Consider the following 19,372-nt stretch of genomic DNA (forward strand, 5'->3'; position numbering starts at 1 on the left):
GCTCCGACCGGCCGTTTCGCGTGTCAGCCCGTTTCGACGGGACGGGCGGGGTCGGAAGACCACTGCGACCACGAGCCCGCGTAGAGCGGCGCGGGCCGGTCCGGGGTGGTGACGCCGGCCACCTCCAGGGCCAGGACCACCGAGGACGCCGTGACGCCCGACCCGCAGTAGGCGGCGACCGGGCGGTCGGACGTGACGCCGAGGGCCTCGAAGCGCTCGGCGAGCGCCGTGGCGGGCAGCCAGCGGCCCTCCGACGTGTGGCCGGAGGTCGGCGCGTTGAGCGCGCCCGGGATGTGCCCGGCCCGCGGGTCAACCGGTTCGGTCTCGCCCCGGTACCGCTCGGGGGCGCGGGCGTCGAGCAGGACGCCGGACGCGGTGAACGCGGCGGCCTCGTCGGCGTCCAGCACGGGCATGGCGCCAGGCCGCACCGCGATGTCACCGGGAATGGGCGTGGGCGTGTCGGCGTTGACGGGACGGCCCTCGGCGGTCCACGCCGCGAAGCCGCCGTCCAGGACCGCCGCCTCCGGGTGGCCGGCCCACCGCAACAGCCACCACGCGCGGGCGGCGACGGAACCGTCACCACCGTCGTACGCCACGACCGGGTGACCGCGGCGGACACCGGCGGCCCGCAGCACGGCCTGCAGGGCGACCGGGTCGGGCAGCGGGTGGCGGCCACCGGCGCCGGGCGGCGAGGACAGCTCGGTGTCGAGATCGACGTAGACCGCACCGGGAACGTGCGCGACCTCGTAGTCTTGACGTCCCGGTGGTCCGCCCAGTCGCCAGCGGACATCGAGCACGACGGGTGGTTCGGCCCCGTTCAGCGCGGAGGCCAGGGCTTCGGTGCTGATCAGTGGATGCACGGCACCATCCTGCACCCGTGACCGGCCGACTAGCATTGACGCCATACGAAGGGGAGCGGGTGTGAACGAGCTCATCGACACTACCGAGATGTACCTCCGCACGATCTACGAGCTCGAAGAAGAGGGCGTAGTGCCGCTGCGTGCGCGGATCGCCGAGCGGCTGGCGCAGAGCGGTCCGACGGTCAGCCAGACGGTCGGGCGGATGGAACGCGACGGCCTCGTCATCGTGGCCGACGACCGCCACCTGGAACTGACCGAGCAGGGCCGCAACCTGGCCATCGCGGTCATGCGCAAGCACCGGCTCGCCGAGCGCCTCCTGGTCGACATCATCGGCCTGGAGTGGGAGCACGTGCACAGCGAGGCGTGCCGCTGGGAGCACGTCATGAGCGAGGCCGTCGAGCGCAAGCTGGTCAAGCTCCTGGGCAACCCGACCACCTCGCCCTACGGGAACCCGATCCCGGGTTTGGACAAGCTGGGCGACGGCGAGCCCGCGCCGGCGGCCGAGTCGGACCTCGTGCGCGTGGACGAGGTGGCCCGGCGCGGCGGCGGTCGCGTCGAGGTGCGCCGGATCGCCGAGCACGTGCAGCTCGACCCGGACCTGATGGCCGAGCTGAAGGCGGCCGGCGTGGTGCCGGGCGGCACGGTCGAGATCGACTCGCTGGGTGGCGCGAAGGTCATCCAGGTGCGCGGCAACGGCACGGTCGCCGAGCTGGACCCGGCGGTCGCGCACGCCGTCCTGGTGCAGGCCCGGTGAGTCCGGCGCGGCGCGCGATCGCCGCGTTCACCCGGTTGCACGGCACGGCGCCGAGCGGTGTGTGGTCCGCGCCCGGTCGGGTGAACCTGATCGGGGAGCACACGGACTACAACGACGGTTTCGTGCTGCCGTTCGCGTTGCCGCACCGGACCGCGGTGGCCGCGTCACCACGGGACGACGGTCGGTTGCACGTGGCCACGCTGGGTGACGACGGTGCCGTGCAGCAGGCCTCGCCGGTGGCGGTGGCCGAGTTGGAGCCGGGTGCGGTCGGTGGTTGGGCCGCCTACCCGGCGGGTGTGGCGTGGGTGCTGCGGGAACAGGGCCTGACCGGTGGGGCGAACCTGGTGATCGCCGGCGACGTGCCGGCGGGCGCCGGGTTGTCGTCGTCGCACGCGTTGGAGTGCGCGGTGGCGTTGGCGTTGTTGGGGCTGGCGGGGCGGGCGGTGGACGACCTGCCGCTGGTCGCGCGGTGGGTTCAGCGGGCGGAGAACGAGTTCGTCGGCGCGCCGACGGGTCTGCTGGACCAGACCGCGTCGCTGTGCTGCGCCGAGGCGCACGTGCTGTTCCTGGACGTGCGGTCGTTCGAGTCGGAGCAGGTGCCGTTCGACGCGGCCGCGCACGGGTTGGAGGTGCTGGTCATCGACACGCGGGCCAGCCACTCGCACACCGATGGCGGCTACGGCGCACGGCGTGCGGGCTGTGAGAAGGCGGCGGAGATGCTGGGGGTTCCCGCGTTGCGGGACGTGGACGTGAGCGGGCTGGATGCGGCGTTGGGCCGGGTGTCGGAGGAGCTGCGGCCGCTGGTGCGGCACGTGGTGACGGAGAACGAGCGGGTGCTGGCGGCGGTGGAGCTGCTGCGCGGCGGTCGGCTGGCGGAGCTGGGGCCGCTGCTGGACGCGTCGCACGCGTCGCTGCGTGACGACTACCGGGTGTCCGCGCCCGAGCTGGACGTCGCGGTGGACGCGGCGAAGGCGGCAGGCGCGTTGGGCGCGCGGATGACCGGTGGCGGCTTCGGCGGGTCGGCGATCGCGCTGGTGCCGGTGGAGCGGCACGACGAGGTGGTGCGGCAGGTGCTCGCCGCGTTCGCCGGGCGCGGTTGGACCACGCCCAGGACGTTCACGGCGGTGCCCTCGGCGGGTGCCGGTCGGGATCACTGATGGTCCAGCGGAAGATCTTGGTCTAGTCGAAAGCGGGGATGCAGGGTGAAGTTGCTCGTCACGGGCGGTGCCGGGTACGTGGGCAGCGTCTGCGCCGCCAGGCTGGTCGAGTCCGGGCACGAGGTGGTGGTGCTGGACGACCTGTCCACCGGGCACGCGGACGCGGTGCCGGACGGCGTGCGGCTGGTCGAGGCGGGCATCGACGACGCGATCGGCGACGTGCTCGCCGAGGGGTTCGACGGTGTGCTGCACTTCGCGGCCAAGTCGCTGGTGGGCGAGTCCATGGTCGATCCCGCGAAGTACTGGCACGGCAACGTGGTGACGTCGCTGCGGCTGCTGGACGCGATGCGCGAGCACGGCACGCCCCGACTGGTGTTCTCGTCCACCGCCGCGACCTATGGCGAGCCGGACCAGGTGCCGATCGCGGAGACCGCGCCGACCAGGCCCACCAACACCTACGGCGCGACCAAGCTCGCGATCGACCACGCGATCACGTCCTACGCCGCCGCGCACGGCCTGGCGGCCGTGTCGTTGCGCTACTTCAACGTGGCAGGCGCGTACCGGCGGTTCGGCGAGCGCCACGGCGTGGAGACCCACCTGATCCCGATCGTGCTGCAGGTCGCGTCCGGCCGGCGTGAGCGGGTGCAGGTCTACGGCGACGACTGGCCCACCGAGGACGGCACGTGCGTCCGCGACTACATCCACGTGGTCGACCTGGCCGACGCCCACCTGCGGGCGCTGGAGCACGCGGCGGCGGGCGAGCACCGCATCTACAACCTGGGCAACGGGCTCGGCTTCTCGGTCAAGCAGGTCATCGACGCCTGCCGCGAGGTGACCGGCCACCCGATCCCCGCCGACGTGGCGCCGCGCCGGGCCGGTGACCCGGCGGTGCTGGTGGCCTCCAGCGAGAAGGCCCGCACCGAGCTGGGGTGGAAGCCCGAGCGGGTGGACCTGGCCGGCATCGTGCGCGACGCGTGGGACTTCACCCGGTCACAACAGGGGGCGTGAATGGCAGGCAAGATCACCGAGGCCGCGTTCGGGGACCTGACCTCGTTCACCGAGATGCCTCGGCTGTCCGGGCTGGCGCTGTCGCCGGACGGGACGCGACTGGTCACCGTGGTGGCGACGCTCTCGCCGGACGGCAAGGCGTGGCAGGGCGCGCTGTGGGAGGTCGACCCGACCGGTGAGCGTCCCGCGCGGCGGTTGACCCGGGGCGGCAAGGGCGAGTCGGCGCCCGCGTTCACGCCGGACGGCGCGCTGCTGTTCCTCTCGGCGCGGCCCGACCAGGAGGCGAAGCCCGCCGACCGCGACAAGAAGGACAAGACCGCCCTGTGGCTGCTGCCGCCCGTGGGCGAGGCGCGTGAGCTGTACCGGCCCGCCGGCGGGGTGTCGGAGTTCGCGGTGGCCCGGGACGCGGGCACCGTGCTGCTCGCGGCGGGCGCGCACCCGACCGTGGAGTTCGGCGAGCAGGACGAGGAGCACCGCAAGGCCCGCGAGGACGCCGGGGTGACCGCGATCCTGCACGAGTCGTACCCGGTGCGGTACTGGGACGCCGACCTCGGGCCCAGCTTCCCGCGGCTGCTGGCGACCACGTCTCCGGTCGACCTGGAACGCGCGCCCATCGACCAGTCGTCGGACCTGGTGGACCTGACGCCCAACGCCGCGTCCCGGTTGGACGACTCCCCCGCGATCAGCCCGGACGGCCGGTGGGTCGTGCACACCGAGGGCGTGTCGGTGAGCGCGTCGTACGGCAAGCGGGTCCGGCTGCGGCTGACGTCGACGGACGGTGCCACGGACCGCGTGCTGGCCGACGTGGACGGGCACTCGTTCCTGCAGCCGGTGTTCCTGCCGGACTCGTCGGGTGTGATCGCGGTGCGCGCGTTCGACTCCACGCCGGACCGGCCGTGGACGAACACGTTGGTGCGCATCGACCTCGAGTCGGGTGCGGTCGAGGAGCTGGCGGCGGACTTCCCCGAGGAACCCGACCACCCGGTGGTCGGCCCGGCCGGTGACGCGGTGTACTTCACCAGCAGCCACCGGGGTCACCAGCCGATCTGGAAGCTCGACCTGACGTCCGGTTCGGTGGTGAAGCTGACCGCGTCCGGTGCGTACACCGACGTGCGGATCAGCCCGGACGGCGCGTCGGTGTACGCGTTGCGCAACGCCTGGGACCACCCGCCGCAGCCGGTGCGGCTGTCGGCGTCCGGTGTGGACCAGCAGGCCGTGCCGCTGCCCGCGCCCGGTGCGGTCGAGTCGGTGCCGGGGACGTTGATCGAGGTCGAGACGGTGGTCGAGGACGGCCGGACCGTGCGGGCGTGGCTGGTGCTGCCTCGCGGCGCGTCGGCGGAGCGGCCGGCGCCGTTGCTGCTGTGGGTGCACGGCGGGCCGGTGATGAGCTGGAGCGGGTGGAGCTGGCGCTGGAACCCGTGGCTGATGGCGGCGCGGGGCTACGCGGTGCTGCTGCCGGATCCCGCGCTGTCGACGGGGTACGGGTACGACTTCGTGCGTGCCGGATGGGCTTCGTGGGGCGGTAAGCCGTACACGGACCTGATGGCGATCACGGATGTCGCGGTGCGGCGGGACGACGTCGACGACTCCCGGACGGCCGCCATGGGCGGGTCGTTCGGCGGGTACATGGCGAACTGGATCGCCACGCGGACCGACCGGTTCAAGGCGATCGTGACGCACGCGTCGTTGTGGCACTTGGACGCGTTCACCGGGACCACCGACGACTCGTACTACTGGATCCGGGAGATGGGCGACCCGCTGCGGCAGGAGGACACCGTGCGGGCGAACTCGCCGCACCTGCGCGTGGCGGACATCAAGACGCCCATGCTGGTGATCCACGGTGACAAGGACTACCGGGTACCGATCGGCGAGGGGCAACGGCTTTACTTCGACCTCGTGCGGCACGGTGTGCCGGCGAAGTTCTTGTACTTCCCGAGCGAGAACCACTGGATCCTCACGCCCGGCAACGCCAAGGTCTGGTACGAGACCGTGTTCGCTTTCTTGGCGGAGCACGTGCTCGGTGAACCCTGGCAGCGGCCGGATCTGGTGTAGGCGGAAAGATTGAGGGATTGAAAGAATAAAAACCGCAAAAGCATGTCCTCGCCGGACGGGCAGATCAGCAGGATGACCCCGACTACGCCGTGATCTCCTGTTGCGTTGTGGGTCCGGGTTTCGTGTCATCCCACCGACCTCCCTCCGGGCTACCACACGCGCCAAGGGGGCCGTTCCAGCCCAACGCGCCGGTCGTGCCGAAAGGTGCCCCCTTGACACGTGCGGTAGGGCAAAGCCAGGTCGGCGGGATGACCCGAAGCCCTCCTTTTGTGAGAGGGAAGTGCGTTGTAGTTGCACACGCCCCGGCGCCGCTCGACCCCGCGCCCGATGGCGACCCACGAACGTCTCACTGGGTCTTCTTGTTGTTGGGTTCAGTCTTTTTGCATCGTGAGTTTGTTGGGGTTGGCAGGTGGGGTGGCCCAGTCGGTGGCGGCTACTTGTTGGGCCAGGTTGCGAATTTGGATTGGGGGGAGGCCGGAGTTCAGGGCGGCTCGCAGGAGGCTGGTCAGGCGGTGGCCTGGGTAGGCCTCTTCGGCTCGGTCCAGGGCCAGGTAGGCGAGAGGGCCGTTGCCCTTGATGTAAGCGGAGAAGGCGAGGAGGGTGGCTGGTTCGGCGCGTTCCGGGGCCGGGCACGCCCTGGTCAGTTCGGTCCACAGGGCTTCGGCGCTGTGGGCGTGGTCGCTGGTGCAGTAGACCAGGCTGGCGTCCCTCGTCAGCGGGTTCGACAGGGCGTGGGCCAGGTCGGCTACCTCCTCGTCGGTCAGCGGGCGTTTTCGGGTGCCGGCGCGGAGGACCTCGGCGTGGATCAGGTCTCGGTGGCGGGTGGGGACGATGTCGTCCGGGTGGGGGAACTCGGCGGACAGGCGGTTGAGCAGGGTGGTCCGGCGGGACAGGGCGGCCGGTGGGTCGGGGGTCAGCAGGTCGGCCAGCGCCTGGCGGCTCGGGTAGGTGACGTGGCCGTCCGCCGCCGACGCCGCGGCGAACGCCGTGCTCGACGGGTCGGGCACGAGGCCGGTGGTGCCCACGTCGTGGTAGTCGAACCAGCGCTCGCCCTTGGCCGTCGCACGCGTCCACACCGCCAGCAGGAGCGGCACGTCGGCCTCGTGGAGGGCGTCGTCCAGCTCGTCGACCAACGCGTCGTGCGGCAGGTCCTCGGGCGGATCGCCCGACCCGCCGCCGATCACGACGACCACCGCGTCGTCACCGCGGCACCTGGCCAGCGGCGCGATGAGCCGGTCGGCCACGCGGTGCGGCACGCCGGGCGGCGGCAGGTCGGCGCGCAAGGTCATGGTCACGTCGTGGTCGCGCACCACCAGGACCACGACGGAATCGGACGGGTGGAAGCCGAGCAGGTGCGGCACGGCGGCGATCAGGTCGCCCGGGTCGCGCAGGCGGGTCGGTGGCAGGAGCTTCGTCATGGGTCCGACCTTGGCCGAAGGTGGTGCCGGTCGGCCGGCGGCGGAACGCGATCTGTGGACAACTCGGAAAGGGCCGCTCCCACCGAAGTGGGAGCGGCCCGGCGACCTGCGGGAACTCAGCAGCTCGGTGCCACTTGACCGTCCGAACCTGTGTACACGTAGGCATCGGAGATGTACCCCGAGCCGATCTTGTCCCACAGGTTGGTGGTGCCGTACTTGCCGGTGATCGTCTCACCGCGCGCCTGGCAGCTGATCGTCACCGTCGCGCCGTTGGCCACCGAGCCCACGGCCGCGTACTGCGTGCCGGGCCCCGACCGGATGGTCACCGACGCACCGCTGTCGGTGCCGACCGTGCCGGTCACGCTGGTGCCGCACGAGTTGCGGCTGGTGTAGCTGCGCGTGCCCCAGTAGTAGATCTGCGTCCCGTTGAACCTGATCTTCTGGTCGACGCCGTTGAGCCTCTGCTCGTAGTGCAGGTGCGGCCCGGTGGACCCACCGGTCGTCCCCACGCTGCCGATCCGCTGGCCGATCCGCACGGACTGCCCGACCGACACGGCCTGCGCGGACAGGTGCGCGTACCGGGTGCGCCAGCCGCCGCCGTGGTCGATCTCGACCCACCGCCCGTAGCTGGTGCTGCCCTCGTTCGCGACCCGCGTGACGCTGCCCGCCGCCGACGCGACCACCGGGTCGCCGTCGTCGTTCGCCCGGTTGAAGTCGACCGAGTTGGCGGGGCTGTGGTTGGTGCGGGTCTGGCCTTCCCACACCTGGTTGCACGGGAACGGCATCTGGAAGTTCGGCGCCGCGGCGGCCTCGCCCTGAGTGAGGGCGAGGCCGATCAACGGTGCGACCAGTGCCGTGACGAACGCGCGGCGGGTACGGCTCATCTGCCACCTCCTTGACGACTGGGGGTGGTCATCCGACCACGCGCAGCCGCCTTAGTGGAAGACTTACCAGGTGTTGAGTTAGTGAATTACTTCCTAACCAACCGAACGGCGCAACGAACCGTAGCCCACTCAGCAGTTGCGACTGGTGTAGTTGCGGGTGCCCCAGTAGAAGATCTGCGAGCCGTTGAACACGATCCGCTGCGCCACGCCGTTCAACTGCTGCTCGAAGTGCAGGTGCGGCCCGGTCGAACCGCCGGTCGAGCCGACGTCGCCGATGCGCTGACCCCGCGTCACGGCCTGGCCGACGCTCACCCGCTGCGCGGACAGGTGCGCGTACCGGGTGCGCCACCCACCGCCGTGGCCGATCTCGATCCACCGGCCGTAGCTGGTGCTGCCGGTGTTCTCCACGCGGGTCACCGTGCCGCCGGCGGACGCCACGACGGGGTCGCCGAGGTCGTTGGCGCGGTTGAAGTCCACCGCGTTGGCCGGGCTGTGGCTGGTGCGGGTCTGCCCCTCCCACACCTGGTTGCACGGGAACGGCAGCTGGAACGCGGGCGCCGCGACGGCCTCGCCCTGCGTGAGGGCGAGGCCGATCAACGGTGCGACCAGTGCCGTGGCGAACGCGCGGCGGGTACGGCTCATCTGCCACCTCCTTGACGACTGTGGCGGAGATCCGACCACAACCGCACCGGTCAGTGGAAGAGTTTCGAAGTAGACGCTGCGTGAATTACTTTCTAACCCACCGATCGGCGCAACGCGGTGACGCCGCCGACCACGGGCAGTTCCAGCACCGTCGACGTCAGGTCGACCGACAGCCCCGCGCCCGGCCGCGGCCGCAGCGTGTAGTCGTGGTCAGAAGAGATCAGCACGAATTCCACCCGGTGACCAGACGGGACCACGTAGTCGTTCGGCTCCAGCTCCACCTCGACCCGGTACTGCCTGCCCGGCTCGATCGGCTTGGTCCGCGACGGCGACACCCGGTTCTGCGGGTCGGTCCACCCCCGCGTGATCACGTGCGACGTGCCGTCCGGCGCCCGGTCCACCAGCAGCGCGGTCACGTTGGCCGCCGGCCGGTCGAACGAGATCGCCAGGTCGACCCGGGCGACACCGGAGAACCGGACCGGCGCGGTGGTCGGCGCCGTGGTGTAGGAGAGCCGGTTGCCGGAGGCGGGCAGGTCGACCAGGTCCTCGGCGAGCTTGGACGCGTCGTCGCGCAACGACTCCACCACCGCGTTGCCGGGCACGGACTCGAACCGCAACGCGCCCTTGGCGTTGCCGCCCGCCCACGGGTACACGCGCGCGGTCGACGTGCCGGGAGCGGGCCAGTCGGCCTCGTCCACCCAGGTGGTCTTGTCCTCGCGCTGGATCGTCGCCTTGGGCTCGCGCTCGATGCCGTTGTCGACGCCGTACAGGTAGTGGCTGAACCACTTGTTGATCGTGCGCCGCCACTCGACCGACCGCAGCGTGTCGGGGTCGGTGTGCCCGGCCTGGTGCAGCCAGATCTTGTGCTCGACGCCGTGCCGCCGCAGCGCCTCGTACCACTGCGCGACGTGCTTGACCTTGACGTTCCAGTCGCTCAGCCCGTGTACGGCCAGCACCGCGGCCCGCACCTTCGAAGCGTCCTTGACGTAGTTGCGCTCGTCCCAGAACTCGCTGTAGTCGCCGGTCACCCGGTCCTGGCGGGCGGCCACGTCGGCGATCACCGGCTTGCAGACCTCCCGGTCCTCGCGCGTGTAGACGTACTCCGCCAGCACGTCGAGGTCCTCGCCCTGGAACCCGCCGGGCGCCACCACCGCGCCGTCTGCCCGGTAGTAGTCGTACCAGCTGGAGATGGCCGCGATGGGCACGATGGCCTCCAGGCCCTCGACCCCGGTGGCGGCGACGGCGTTGGGCAGGGTGCCGTTGTACGACACGCCCATCATGCCGACCTTGCCGGTGGTCCACCCCGCCACGACGGGTGCGCCCGCCGCGTCACGGGCCGTGGTGCGGCCGTTGAGCCAGTCGACCACGGACTTCGAGCCGACGGTCTCGTTGTGCCCGCCCGAGGTGGGGCAACCGGACGACTTGCCGGTGCCCAGCGACTCGGCGTACACCATGGCGAAGCCGCGGGAGAGGAAGTAGTCCTCGTAGCGCCCGGACCGGATCGGGGCGGGGTTGGGCCCGACCGCGGCGGCGATCCGCTCGTCCGCCTGCGCCTTGAGCAGCGACCCGTCGCGCTTGTCGTAGCCGCCGCGGCGGTTCGGCACGTACAGCTCGACGTCGACGCCGTGGTTGGCCACGTCGTTGCCGCCGGAGAAGTACGGGCTGTTGAAGAACACGACCGGCACCTTCAGCCCGCGGTCCGTGGCCTTCTGGCGCACGACCTCGGTGTAGACCTCGTCGTCGTGCCCGTCGCGGTCGCTGTCGACCGGCGCGCGCACCCACACGCTCTCGCGCACCACGTCCTTCGGGTCGAAGACGGGTTGCGCCTCGCCACCGACGAACACCGGGCCCTCCGCCGCGGCCTCGGCCACCGCGGGCGTGAGCCCCAACGCGACCAGAGCGGCGAGCACCGCGGCTCTCCGTGCACCCTTCACGACCGAACCCCCATCATGTGTAGGACAGGTTTGCGGCTGACCCTCCCCCGCGCCACAACCGGTGTCAAGCACGCCCACAGTCCACAGTGGACGTCACCCGAAGACCCGACGAACGGCCCCTTGACCAGCGGCGGAGACCTGTGCAGACTCGCCGGGGCCATGCGTGACTTCATCGCCGCGCTGCCCAAAGTGGAACTGCACGTCCACCTCGTCGGGTCAGCCTCCCCCGCCACCGTCCTCACCCTCGCCCGCCGGCACCCGCAGCGCGGTGTCCCGACCGACGAGGCCGACCTGCTGCGGTTCTACGAGTTCACCGACTTCGGCCACTTCATCGACGTCTACGCGGCGGTGAACGACCTGGTCACCACGGGCGACGACGTCGCCGTGCTGGTGCTGGGCCTGGCCGCGGAGCAGGCGCGGCGCAACGTCCGCTACGCCGAGGTGACGGTGAGCGCGACCAGCCACCTGCGGGCGGGCATCGCGCCGGAGGAGCTGGACGAAGCGCTGACGACCAGCCGCGAACGGGCGAAGGCCGAGCACGGCGTCGAGCTGGCATGGGTGTTCGACATCCCCGGGGTGTGGGACCGGGACTTCGGCCTGACCAGCGCGAAGTACGCCGTGACGCACCGGCCGCCGGGCACCGTCGGCTTCGGCCTGGGCGGGTTCGAGGCGGACGCGCCGCGGCGGGCGTTCCGGGAGGCGTTCACCATCGCCCGGGACGCGGGCCTGCACTGCGTGCCGCACGCGGGTGAGACCACCGGCCCCGACCAGGTCCGGGAAGCGCTGGACGACCTGCACGCCGAGCGGATCGGTCACGGGACCAGCGCCGTGCGCGACCCGGAGCTGCTGCGCCGGCTGGCCGCGGAACGGATCACGCTGGAGGTCTGCCCCACCTCGAACCTCCGCACGGGCGCGGTGAAGGACGTCGGGGACCACCCGTTGCCGAAGCTCCTCGACGCGGGCGTGCCGGTCACCCTGGCCACGGACGACCCCGGCATGTTCCACACCGACCTGGACCGCGAGTACCTGCTGTGCCACGAGGCGTTCGGCCTGGGCAAGCCGGAGCTCGCGGAACTGGCCCGCACCGGGGTGCGGGCCAGCTTCGCGCCGGAAGACCTCAAACGGTCACTGCTGGCCGAGATCGACGGGCTCGGCCACTGACACCGCTCGCCACCGCCACGCCGAGCGCGGCCAGCGCCATGGCCGCGCCAACCCAGTTGGGCGAGGTGTAGCCGAGCCCGGCGTCGATCGCCACGCCGCCCAGCCACGCGCCCGCCGCGTTGCCGAGGTTGAACGCGGCGATGTTCGCCGCCGACGCCAGCGCGGGCGCGCCCGACGCCTGCTCCAGCACCCTGGCCTGCAACGGCGCCACGGTCGCGAACCCGAACACGCCGAACACCGCGATCGTGACCGCCGCGGGCACCGCCCACTGCGCGGTGAACACGAAGACCACCAGCACCACCACGAGCAACCCGAGGAACGCGTACAGGCTGGGCATCAACCGGCGGTCCGCCGCACGCCCGCCGATCACGTTGCCCACGCACAGCCCGGCACCGAACAGCACCAGCAACCACGTCACCGCACCCGGCGAGAACCCGGCCACCTCGGTCATCATCGGCGCGACGTAGGTGAACGACGCGAACACCGCGCCGAACCCGAGCGCCGTCGTCACCAGCGCCAGCCACACCCCCGGCCGCCGGAACACCGCCAGCTCGCCGCGCAGCCCGGCCGACGCGGGCTGCGGCGGCACCAGCGCCACGATCCCGACCAGCCCGGCCACGCCCAGCGCCGTCACCGCCCAGAACGTCGACCGCCACCCGAACGCCTGCCCCAGCGCCGTGCCCGCGGGCACGCCGAGCACGTTGGCCGCGGTCAGCCCGGTGAACATCATCGCGATCGCCCGCGCCCGCCGGTCCGGCGCGACCAACCCGGCCGCCACCACCGAGCCGACGCCGAAGAACGCGCCGTGGCACAGCGCGGCGACGACCCGTCCCGCCATGAGCAGGGCGTAGTCGTCGGCCACCGCGCACACCAGGTTGCCGAGGATGAACAACCCCATCAGGCCGACCAGCAGCTGCTTGCGCGGCAGCCGCGACCCGCCCGCGGTGATCAGCGGCGCACCGACCACGACGCTGAGCGCGTAGCCGGAGACCAGCAGCCCCGCTGACGGGATCGACACCCCGAGATCGCCCGCCACCTGCGGCAACAGGCCCACGATCACGAACTCCGTGGTCCCGATGCCGAACGCGCCCACGGCCAGCGCGAGCAACGCGGGCGGCATCACCGGGCACCGAGCCAGGTCCGCAGCTCGCCCAGCAGCACGCGGTACTCGTCCAGCACACCGTCCATCAACACGAACGGGTGAATCGTGCCCTCGAACTCGCGCAGCACCACCGGCACGCCGGCCGCCGCCAGCTTCGCCGCGTACCGCTCGCCGTCGTCACGCACCGGGTCGTGCCCGGCGATGGCCACGAACGCGGGCGGCAGCCCGTCCACCGACGCCCGCAGGGGCGCGGCCAGGTCGGAGACCGGTGCGGAGCCGAGGTAGTGCGACCAGAACCAGCGCATGGTCCCCGTCGACAGCGCGTAGCCGGCCGCGTGGTCCACATAGGACCGGGTGGTGAAGTCGACGTCCAGCGCCGGCACCACCAGCACCTGGAACGCGAGCCGGTCGCGGGCCTTCAGCGCCACCGCGGCGGCGAGGTTGCCACCCGCGCTGTCACCCATCACGCCGATCCGCGCCGGGTCGACGTCCACCGACGCCGCGTGCTCGACCAGCCACGCCGTGGCCGCGTAGGAGTCGTCCAGCGGCACGGGGAACGGGTGCTCCGGCGCCTTCTGGTAGTTCACCGCGAACACGGCGTGCCCGGTGGCGTTGGCCAACACGCGCAGCGCCACGTCGTAGATGTCGAGGTTGCACGTCACCCAGCCGCTGCCGTGCAGGAACACGATCGCGGGGAACGGTCCGTCGCCCTCGGGGTAGTAGATCCGCGCGGGCAGGTCGGCTGTCGGGCCGGGCACGAACAGGTGCGCGACGCGGGCCACCGGCTCCGGCGCGCCCTGGAACGCCAGGAACCCCCACTGCGCCTGCCGTGCCTCGAAGACGGTCAGCTCCTCCAACGCGGGCGCGCCCGCCAGCTTCTCCAGCACCGAGCGCGCCTGTTCGTTCAATGGCATGAGCCGATCATCCGACCACTAGCACTGATAAGTCCAAGGCATGTTCTTTCTCGAACTCATAAACTGAGGTCATGACGTTGCGGCAATTCGAGTACCTGGTCACGGTCGTGGACGAAGGCTCCTTCACCCGGGCCGCCGAACTGCTGCACGTCACCCAGCCCGCCCTCTCCCACCAGATCGCCGCCTTGGAACGGGCAGTGGGCGCGCGCCTGCTGGACCGGCTGCCCCGTGCCGTCCGCCTCACGCCCGCCGGTAGGGCCTGGCTGCCGCACGCCCGTGCCGCGTTGGCCGAGGCGGAGCGCGCGCTCACCGCCGCACGACGCACGGCGGGCGTGGAGTGCGGTGAACTGCGCGTGGCCACGCTCTACTCGCTCACCCTCGGCGTGCTGCCGCCGGTGCTCAGGTGTTGGCGCGCGGAACACCCGGACGTGCGGATCCGCCTGTTCGAGCACCGGCACGCCGACGAGCTGCGAGAGGCGATGGCCGAGGGACAGGCCGACATCGCCCTCGGCCCCGAGCCGGTGAACTGGGTCGGCTTCCAGCAGCGGCTCGGCGTGGAGGAGTTCGTGATCGTGCTGCCGCCCGACACGCCCCACCGCGAACCGATCGACCTGCGCGCGCTCGCCGACGTCGGATGGGTGCACTACGCGCCGGGCAACGGGCTGGCGGACCTGGTCGACGCGGCGTGCGCGGACCGGGGCTTCCAGCCGGGTGCGGCGGTGCGCACCGAGCAGACCGCGGCGGCGCCCGTGCTGGCCGCGTCCGGGCTCGGACCCGCCCTCGTGCCGCGCAACATCGTGCCGGAGACGTTCGACGGCGCGGTCCTGCGCACCGATCCCCCGGTGCGCCGGACCCTCGTCGCGTACGCGCACAAGAGCCCGGACCCGCTCGCGTCGGCCTTCGTGACGCTGCTCGCCGAGGCAGGATGGGACGCATGAAGCTGGTCATCCTGGGCGGCGGCGGCTTCCGCGTGCCGCTCGTGCACAAGGCGTTGGACGAGCACATCAGCCAGGTCGTGCTGCACGACGTGGACGCGGACCGGCTGGACCGGATCCGGCACGTGCTGCGGGACGGTCCACCGGTCACCGCCACCACGGACCTGGACGAGGCGTTGCGCGGCGCGGACTTCGTGTTCTCCGCGATCCGGGTCGGCGGCCTGGCCGGGCGGGCGGTCGACGAGGAGGTCGCCCACCAGCACGGCGTGCTCGGCCAGGAGACCGTGGGCGCGGGTGGCATCGCTTACGGGCTGCGCACCGTGCCGGTGGCGGACGCCATCGCGCGGCGCATCGCCGAACTCGCGCCGCACGCGTGGGTCGTCAACTTCACCAACCCGGCCGGGCTGATCACCGAGGTCATGGCCCGGCACCTGGGCGAGCGCGTGATCGGCATCTGCGACTCGCCGCTGGGCCTGTGCCGCCGCGTCGCCAAGGCGCTCGACGTGGAGAACGCGACGTTCGACTACGCGGGCCTGAACCACCTCGGTTGGTTGCAGGGCGTCCACCTGGGCACGGAGAACCTGTTGCCCACCCTGCTGGCCGACGATGCGGCGCTGACGAGCTTCGAGGAAGGCCGGTTGTTCGGCGCGGAGTGGTTGCGCGCGTTGGGCGTGATCCCCAACGAGTACCTGCACTACTACTACTCGACGCGTGAGGCGTTGGGCGACAGCCGCGGTGCTTTCCTGCTCGGCCAACAACAACGCTTCTACGACGGTGACGTGGACTGGGAGACCACCCGACTGGAACGTGAAGCCACGTACATGGCTCAGGAGCGCGAGCGCGACAGCGTCGAAGGCGGCGGGTACGAGCACGTCGCCATGGCGCTCATGCGCGCCATCGCGGACAACGAGACCACAACTCTGATCCTCAACGTGCCCAACAACTCCACACTGTCCACACTGGACGACGACGCGATCGTGGAGGTGCCCTGCGAGGTGGACGCGACGGGCGCGCGCCCGCTGCCGGTGAGCCCGCTGCCCGACCACGCGGCCGGTCTCGTCACGTCGGTCAAGGCCGTGGACCGGCTGATCGTCGAAGGCACCCGGTCGGCCGCGCTCAAGGCGTTCGCCCTGCACCCGTTGGTCGACTCGGTCGCCACCGCGAAGAGCCTGCTGGACACCTACGTCCGGCGGCACCCCGAGCTGGCCTACCTGAGCTGAGCCCGGCCCAGCGAGTCGGCACGCCGGGTCGTCTCCGGCAACCGCGTCACGCACAGCCGCAACACCTCGGCGCACGCCCGGTCGAGGTCGATGCGGTGCCCCACGGACACGAACACCGGCTTCACGCCCTCGCGCGTCCGCAGCGCCCGCCCCACGACCTCGCCGTCGTCCACGAGATCGGTGTGCGCGCCGCGCACGTCGTCCGGCGGGTCGAACCGGCCCATGGGCGTCTTCGCCACACCCACGCTCGGCAGGTCCGCCAACACCCCGAGGTGGCAGGCCAACCCGAACCGCCGGGGGTGCGCCAACCCCTGCCCGTCGCACACCAGCAGGTCCGGCCGCACGGTCAGCTCGTCCATCGCCTCCAGCAACGACGGCAGCTCCCGGAACGCGAACAGCCCAGGCACGTACGGGAACTCCGCCTTGCCCGCCACCACGACGGAGTCCACGGTCTCCAACGTCTCCGCGTCCAGCACCACGATCGCCGCCGCCAGCCGGTCGTCGTCGGCGTAGGACACGTCGAGCCCGGCGACGTGCCGCACCACCAGCCCGGGATCGGTCACGGTCGACACGCGCGGCCGCAGCCGTTCCTGCTCGGCGACCGCCTCCTCGGGCGTCACCGGTGCCACACCGAGGCGCGGTGCGCGGCCAGCAGGTCCTCGCCGAAGTCGCCCGACCGCCGCCGCCACACCGAGTGCGCGTGGTTGGCGTCGTTGTCGGTGTTGTCGTACTCGATCAGCAGGTCCGGTCCCTGGATCCGGTAGTAGTGCCCCGCGCCGCGCTTGTCCGACCCCTCCCACGAGAAGTGCAGCCGGTCGAGGTCCAGCGCGTCGAACTCCTCGTCGGCCAGGTCGCCGGTGAGCCGGTCGAGGTAGTAGCGGACCAGCCCGACGAGCAGCCCGCGTGACGCCCGGTCGAGCTGCGTGGGCGTGACGCCGACCGGGTCGAGGTCGCCGACGCGGCGCGCGTTGCCGGTCTTCAGGTCCGGCGGCGGCGTGTCGGCGACCACGGCCAGCCCCCGGGCGGTGCGGCCCATCCGGTCCAGCAGCTCGCGGGCCAGCTCCTCCTCCAGCCGCAACGGCTGCAACACCGTGCGGCCCCGGTAGGTGGTGCGCGCCGGGTGGGCGCCGAGGAAGAACGGGGTGGCCGACACGCGTCCGTCCGCCACCACCACGCTCACCGACAGGTGGTGCCCCTCGACCCGCCAGCCCCACGGCTCGTCACCGGGCTCGCCCAGCAGCACGGTCCAGTAGTCGCCCTGGTGCCGGTCCCGGGTGCCGCCTTCGCGGTCGTCCAGCACGTCCTCCAGCGCCATGATGGCGGTCGTCTGCGCGTAGGCGTGCGGGCTGAGCACGCACGACAGCAACCGGTGCACGGCTTTGCGCTGGTCACGGGCGAGATCGCCGTAGACGACCCCCGGCCGCGCGCCCGGCGTGTACGCCCACGCAGTGCGCAGGTCGTCGGCCATGGTCCCCACCGCCGTCGCGCGCTGCCCGTCGTCCAACAGGTCGAGGAAGCCCTTGGTGGCCTCGGCGATCTCGTGCAGCATCACTCGAACTTATCCGCCTTGAGGTCGCGGAGCAGCAGGTGGCAGTCCCGCGGTGAGCCGCCGTCGCGCGTCGACGGCCAGCAGGGCGATCGGCAGGACGACGGCGAGCGCCAGCGTCACCACGTTGCCGACCTGGTCGACCACCGGCATGTGGTCCAGGTGCCCGAGGTGGAACACCAGGTGCGGCACGGCGAACACCAGGTAGGACACGAGGATGGCGCGGGCGAGCAGCAGGTTCGTCGCGGCGAACGCCAACGCCACCGCGAACCCCAGGTTGAGGCTGCCGAAGTCGCGCAGCAGGTGCTCGTTGAACGGCGGGAACATCGCCACCCAGTGGTGGCCGGGCGCCGGGAAGCCGTCGTAGAAGCCCTGCGGCGCGACCAGCGCCCAGCCGCCGACGCCCGCCTGCACGGCGGCCAGGAACCACAATCCGATGCGGAGGAAGGTCATGCCCCTCGGACGACGAAGGCCGCCGAGGTGTGACAGGACCCTCCGGCCCTGGCGTCGCCCGAACGGCTTACGGCCAGGGCTTGAGCTCGGGCCGGTCACCGGTGATCGGCCCGTCCGGCTCACGGCCGGCGAGCCACGCGACCAGGTCGGTGCGCGAGCCGGTCAACGTCACGTCCTCGCCCTCTCCGACCGTCCACGTGCGGTCGGGCGCCCGGAGGGTGAGCCGGACGCCGTCCGGCACGCGTGCCGACAGGAAGTCCACGGCGTGGTCGCAGAACTCCGGCGACCACGTGACCGGGCCGAGGTCGAGGTCGCGGGTGTGGATCTCGACCTCGCGCCAGACGCCGTAGGCGGTGCCGACGAGCGTGCCGTCGCGGTAGAAGACGGGGGTGTCCCAGTCGCGGACGTCGTCCCAGGCCTTGGTGAGCCGGGCGACGGCGTCGGCGATCGCGGCCCGGTGTTCCCCGGCGGTCCGGCCGGCGGCAGCCTCGATCGCGGCGTCCCGCGCGGGCCGCCCACCGGTGTAGGGCTCGACCTTCGTGCCCTCCTGCTCGGCCTGGCCCGCCAGCGCGACCGTGACGTTCGCCAGGTGGGCGAGCACGTGCCCGCGCGTCCAGCCGGGCAGCACCGAAGGCTGAGCCACCTGCTCGTCGGTGAGGTCCTCGATCACGGCGGCCAGCCTGCGGTGGGCGTCCAGCGCGTTCGCCTGGATCGTCACAGCTCCCCCTAATGGTCTGTCGACTCAAATGCGTTAGGGAACCTACCACTAGACTCGCCGGGGTGGCACTGGCGTTGGAGTTCGCGGGCACCGTCCGGCACGACGGGCACGGCGGGCTCACCGACGACCTGGCCACGCCGGAGGGCTTCACCGCGTGGGCCGGGCTGCGGGCGGACGAACCGCTGCGCCGGCGGGCCGTCGAGCTGCGCTGGGCCGTGCGATCGCTGTTCGCGCACGCGGCACAGGCCCACGAGCGCATGGACACACCGCACCTGATGGAGTTCGAGCGCGCGCTGGAGATCGTCAACGAAGCCGCCGCGCGGGTGCCCCGGGCGGCGCAGTTGGAGTGGGACGGGCAGCCGCGGCTGCGCTACCTGGACTCCGCCGACGACGGCGACCGCCTGCTGGCGACGTTGGCGACGGCGGCGATCGAGTTCCTGGCCAGTGGCGCGCGGGCGGACCTGCGCGCCTGCCCCGCGCCCCGGTGCGTCCGGTACTTCGTCAAGGCGCACCCCCGGCAGGAGTGGTGCAAACCGTCGTGCGGCAACCGGGCCAGGGTCAGCAGGCACTACCACCGGGGCCGCGACGCGTGAGACCGCGCGGGCACCCGGGGG

Annotated in this window: 19 protein-coding genes; 8 read left to right on the forward strand and 11 right to left on the reverse strand. The window is 72.0% G+C overall.

What is annotated here, in order from left to right; translation table 11 throughout:
- Positions 1–23: 23 nt before the first annotated feature.
- Positions 24–860 carry a sulfurtransferase gene (locus tag B0I31_RS08575; RefSeq protein ID WP_106614815.1) on the reverse strand — a complete coding sequence of 279 codons (837 nt, stop codon included), beginning with the start codon at positions 858–860 and terminating at the stop codon, positions 24–26.
- Positions 861–921: 61 nt separating this feature from the next.
- Here B0I31_RS08575 and B0I31_RS08580 point away from each other — a divergent pair, with 61 nt between their 5' ends.
- The 4 genes from B0I31_RS08580 to B0I31_RS08595 are packed head-to-tail and all read left to right on the forward strand — an operon-like array spanning position 922 to position 5,831.
- Positions 922–1,614 (forward strand): iron-dependent transcriptional repressor DtxR, encoded by a 693-nt coding sequence (locus tag B0I31_RS08580; protein WP_106614816.1) that lies wholly within the window; start codon positions 922–924, stop codon positions 1,612–1,614.
- On the forward strand, positions 1,611–2,771 hold the full coding sequence (galK, locus tag B0I31_RS08585; RefSeq protein ID WP_106614817.1) for a galactokinase: 1,161 nt from the start codon (positions 1,611–1,613) through the stop codon (positions 2,769–2,771). The genes B0I31_RS08580 and galK overlap by 4 nt, the downstream gene beginning before the upstream one ends.
- 45 nt (positions 2,772–2,816) lie before the next feature.
- A complete protein-coding gene (gene galE, locus B0I31_RS08590) occupies positions 2,817–3,779 on the forward strand; it encodes a UDP-glucose 4-epimerase GalE (RefSeq protein ID WP_106614818.1) in 963 nt (320 codons plus the stop codon).
- Positions 3,780–5,831, forward strand: a complete 2,052-nt coding sequence (locus tag B0I31_RS08595) for an alpha/beta hydrolase family protein (RefSeq protein WP_106614819.1) — start codon at positions 3,780–3,782, stop codon at positions 5,829–5,831.
- 371 nt (positions 5,832–6,202) lie between these two features.
- On the opposite strand, the gene B0I31_RS08600 is transcribed toward B0I31_RS08595, so the two are convergent.
- The 4 genes from B0I31_RS08600 to B0I31_RS08615 form a co-directional block, all read right to left on the reverse strand.
- The gene (locus B0I31_RS08600; protein ID WP_106614820.1) at positions 6,203–7,249 is read right to left on the reverse strand and encodes a DUF4192 domain-containing protein; all 1,047 of its coding nucleotides are present in this window, start codon (positions 7,247–7,249) and stop codon (positions 6,203–6,205) included.
- A gap of 116 nt (positions 7,250–7,365) precedes the next feature.
- Entirely contained in the window at positions 7,366–8,133 is a 768-nt protein-coding gene (locus B0I31_RS08605; protein WP_106614821.1) for a M23 family metallopeptidase, read from the reverse strand.
- Between the two features lie 129 nt (positions 8,134–8,262).
- Entirely contained in the window at positions 8,263–8,775 is a 513-nt protein-coding gene (locus B0I31_RS08610) for a M23 family metallopeptidase (protein ID WP_106614822.1), read from the reverse strand.
- 92 nt (positions 8,776–8,867) lie between these two features.
- Positions 8,868–10,709: a Xaa-Pro dipeptidyl-peptidase gene (locus tag B0I31_RS08615; RefSeq protein WP_106614823.1), complete on the reverse strand. Its 1,842-nt coding sequence runs from the start codon at positions 10,707–10,709 to the stop codon at positions 8,868–8,870.
- 159 nt (positions 10,710–10,868) lie between these two features.
- Here B0I31_RS08615 and add point away from each other — a divergent pair, with 159 nt between their 5' ends.
- Positions 10,869–11,870 carry an adenosine deaminase gene (gene add, locus B0I31_RS08620; protein ID WP_106614824.1) on the forward strand — a complete coding sequence of 334 codons (1,002 nt, stop codon included), beginning with the start codon at positions 10,869–10,871 and terminating at the stop codon, positions 11,868–11,870.
- On the opposite strand, the gene B0I31_RS08625 is transcribed toward add, so the two are convergent.
- A complete protein-coding gene (locus B0I31_RS08625) occupies positions 11,827–12,990 on the reverse strand; it encodes an MFS transporter (protein ID WP_106615376.1) in 1,164 nt (387 codons plus the stop codon). The genes add and B0I31_RS08625 overlap by 44 nt on opposite strands.
- Positions 12,990–13,886 (reverse strand): alpha/beta hydrolase, encoded by an 897-nt coding sequence (locus B0I31_RS08630; protein WP_106614825.1) that lies wholly within the window; start codon positions 13,884–13,886, stop codon positions 12,990–12,992. Before B0I31_RS08630 ends, B0I31_RS08625 begins: the two co-directional genes overlap by 1 nt.
- A gap of 71 nt (positions 13,887–13,957) precedes the next feature.
- On the opposite strand from B0I31_RS08630, the gene B0I31_RS08635 reads away from it, so the two are divergent.
- Both B0I31_RS08635 and B0I31_RS08640 read left to right on the forward strand, forming a co-directional pair.
- Positions 13,958–14,824: a LysR family transcriptional regulator gene (locus B0I31_RS08635; RefSeq protein WP_106614826.1), complete on the forward strand. Its 867-nt coding sequence runs from the start codon at positions 13,958–13,960 to the stop codon at positions 14,822–14,824.
- Complete coding sequence (locus B0I31_RS08640; protein WP_106614827.1) at positions 14,821–16,041, forward strand: 6-phospho-beta-glucosidase; 1,221 nt, start codon at positions 14,821–14,823, stop codon at positions 16,039–16,041. The genes B0I31_RS08635 and B0I31_RS08640 overlap by 4 nt, the downstream gene beginning before the upstream one ends.
- On the opposite strand, the gene B0I31_RS08645 is transcribed toward B0I31_RS08640, so the two are convergent.
- The 4 genes from B0I31_RS08645 to B0I31_RS08660 all read right to left on the reverse strand — a co-directional run bounded on the left by B0I31_RS08645 (position 16,029) and on the right by B0I31_RS08660 (position 18,758).
- Positions 16,029–16,661, reverse strand: coding sequence for an endonuclease V (locus B0I31_RS08645; protein ID WP_106615377.1), 633 nt, complete (start codon positions 16,659–16,661; stop codon positions 16,029–16,031). The two genes, B0I31_RS08640 and B0I31_RS08645, sit on opposite strands and share 13 nt — an antisense overlap.
- Positions 16,658–17,590 carry a DUF3500 domain-containing protein gene (locus B0I31_RS08650; RefSeq protein ID WP_106615378.1) on the reverse strand — a complete coding sequence of 311 codons (933 nt, stop codon included), beginning with the start codon at positions 17,588–17,590 and terminating at the stop codon, positions 16,658–16,660. The genes B0I31_RS08645 and B0I31_RS08650 overlap by 4 nt, the downstream gene beginning before the upstream one ends.
- A 9-nt stretch (positions 17,591–17,599) precedes the next feature.
- Positions 17,600–18,040 carry a hypothetical protein gene (locus B0I31_RS08655; protein WP_106614828.1) on the reverse strand — a complete coding sequence of 147 codons (441 nt, stop codon included), beginning with the start codon at positions 18,038–18,040 and terminating at the stop codon, positions 17,600–17,602.
- A 67-nt stretch (positions 18,041–18,107) separates the two neighbouring features.
- Positions 18,108–18,758 carry a maleylpyruvate isomerase family mycothiol-dependent enzyme gene (locus B0I31_RS08660; RefSeq protein ID WP_106614829.1) on the reverse strand — a complete coding sequence of 217 codons (651 nt, stop codon included), beginning with the start codon at positions 18,756–18,758 and terminating at the stop codon, positions 18,108–18,110.
- 62 nt (positions 18,759–18,820) lie between these two features.
- On the opposite strand from B0I31_RS08660, the gene B0I31_RS08665 reads away from it, so the two are divergent.
- Positions 18,821–19,351 (forward strand): CGNR zinc finger domain-containing protein, encoded by a 531-nt coding sequence (locus B0I31_RS08665; protein ID WP_219910647.1) that lies wholly within the window; start codon positions 18,821–18,823, stop codon positions 19,349–19,351.
- Positions 19,352–19,372: the final 21 nt, after the last annotated feature.

Source organism: Saccharothrix carnea, from assembly GCF_003014735.1.
GTDB classification, from domain to species: Bacteria; Actinomycetota; Actinomycetes; order Mycobacteriales; family Pseudonocardiaceae; genus Actinosynnema; species Actinosynnema carneum.

Coding starts and splice junctions, on each gene's coding strand:
- B0I31_RS08630 (WP_106614825.1), bottom strand. CDS start 13,886: ATGCCATTGAACGAACAGGCGCGCTCGGTGCTGGAGAAGCTGGCGGGC.
- B0I31_RS08600 (WP_106614820.1), bottom strand. CDS start 7,249: ATGACGAAGCTCCTGCCACCGACCCGCCTGCGCGACCCGGGCGACCTG.
- B0I31_RS08605 (WP_106614821.1), bottom strand. CDS start 8,133: ATGAGCCGTACCCGCCGCGCGTTCGTCACGGCACTGGTCGCACCGTTG.
- B0I31_RS08635 (WP_106614826.1), top strand. CDS start 13,958: ATGACGTTGCGGCAATTCGAGTACCTGGTCACGGTCGTGGACGAAGGC.
- B0I31_RS08625 (WP_106615376.1), bottom strand. CDS start 12,990: ATGCCGCCCGCGTTGCTCGCGCTGGCCGTGGGCGCGTTCGGCATCGGG.
- B0I31_RS08610 (WP_106614822.1), bottom strand. CDS start 8,775: ATGAGCCGTACCCGCCGCGCGTTCGCCACGGCACTGGTCGCACCGTTG.
- add (WP_106614824.1), top strand. CDS start 10,869: ATGCGTGACTTCATCGCCGCGCTGCCCAAAGTGGAACTGCACGTCCAC.
- B0I31_RS08640 (WP_106614827.1), top strand. CDS start 14,821: ATGAAGCTGGTCATCCTGGGCGGCGGCGGCTTCCGCGTGCCGCTCGTG.
- B0I31_RS08595 (WP_106614819.1), top strand. CDS start 3,780: ATGGCAGGCAAGATCACCGAGGCCGCGTTCGGGGACCTGACCTCGTTC.
- B0I31_RS08655 (WP_106614828.1), bottom strand. CDS start 18,040: ATGACCTTCCTCCGCATCGGATTGTGGTTCCTGGCCGCCGTGCAGGCG.
- B0I31_RS08650 (WP_106615378.1), bottom strand. CDS start 17,590: ATGCTGCACGAGATCGCCGAGGCCACCAAGGGCTTCCTCGACCTGTTG.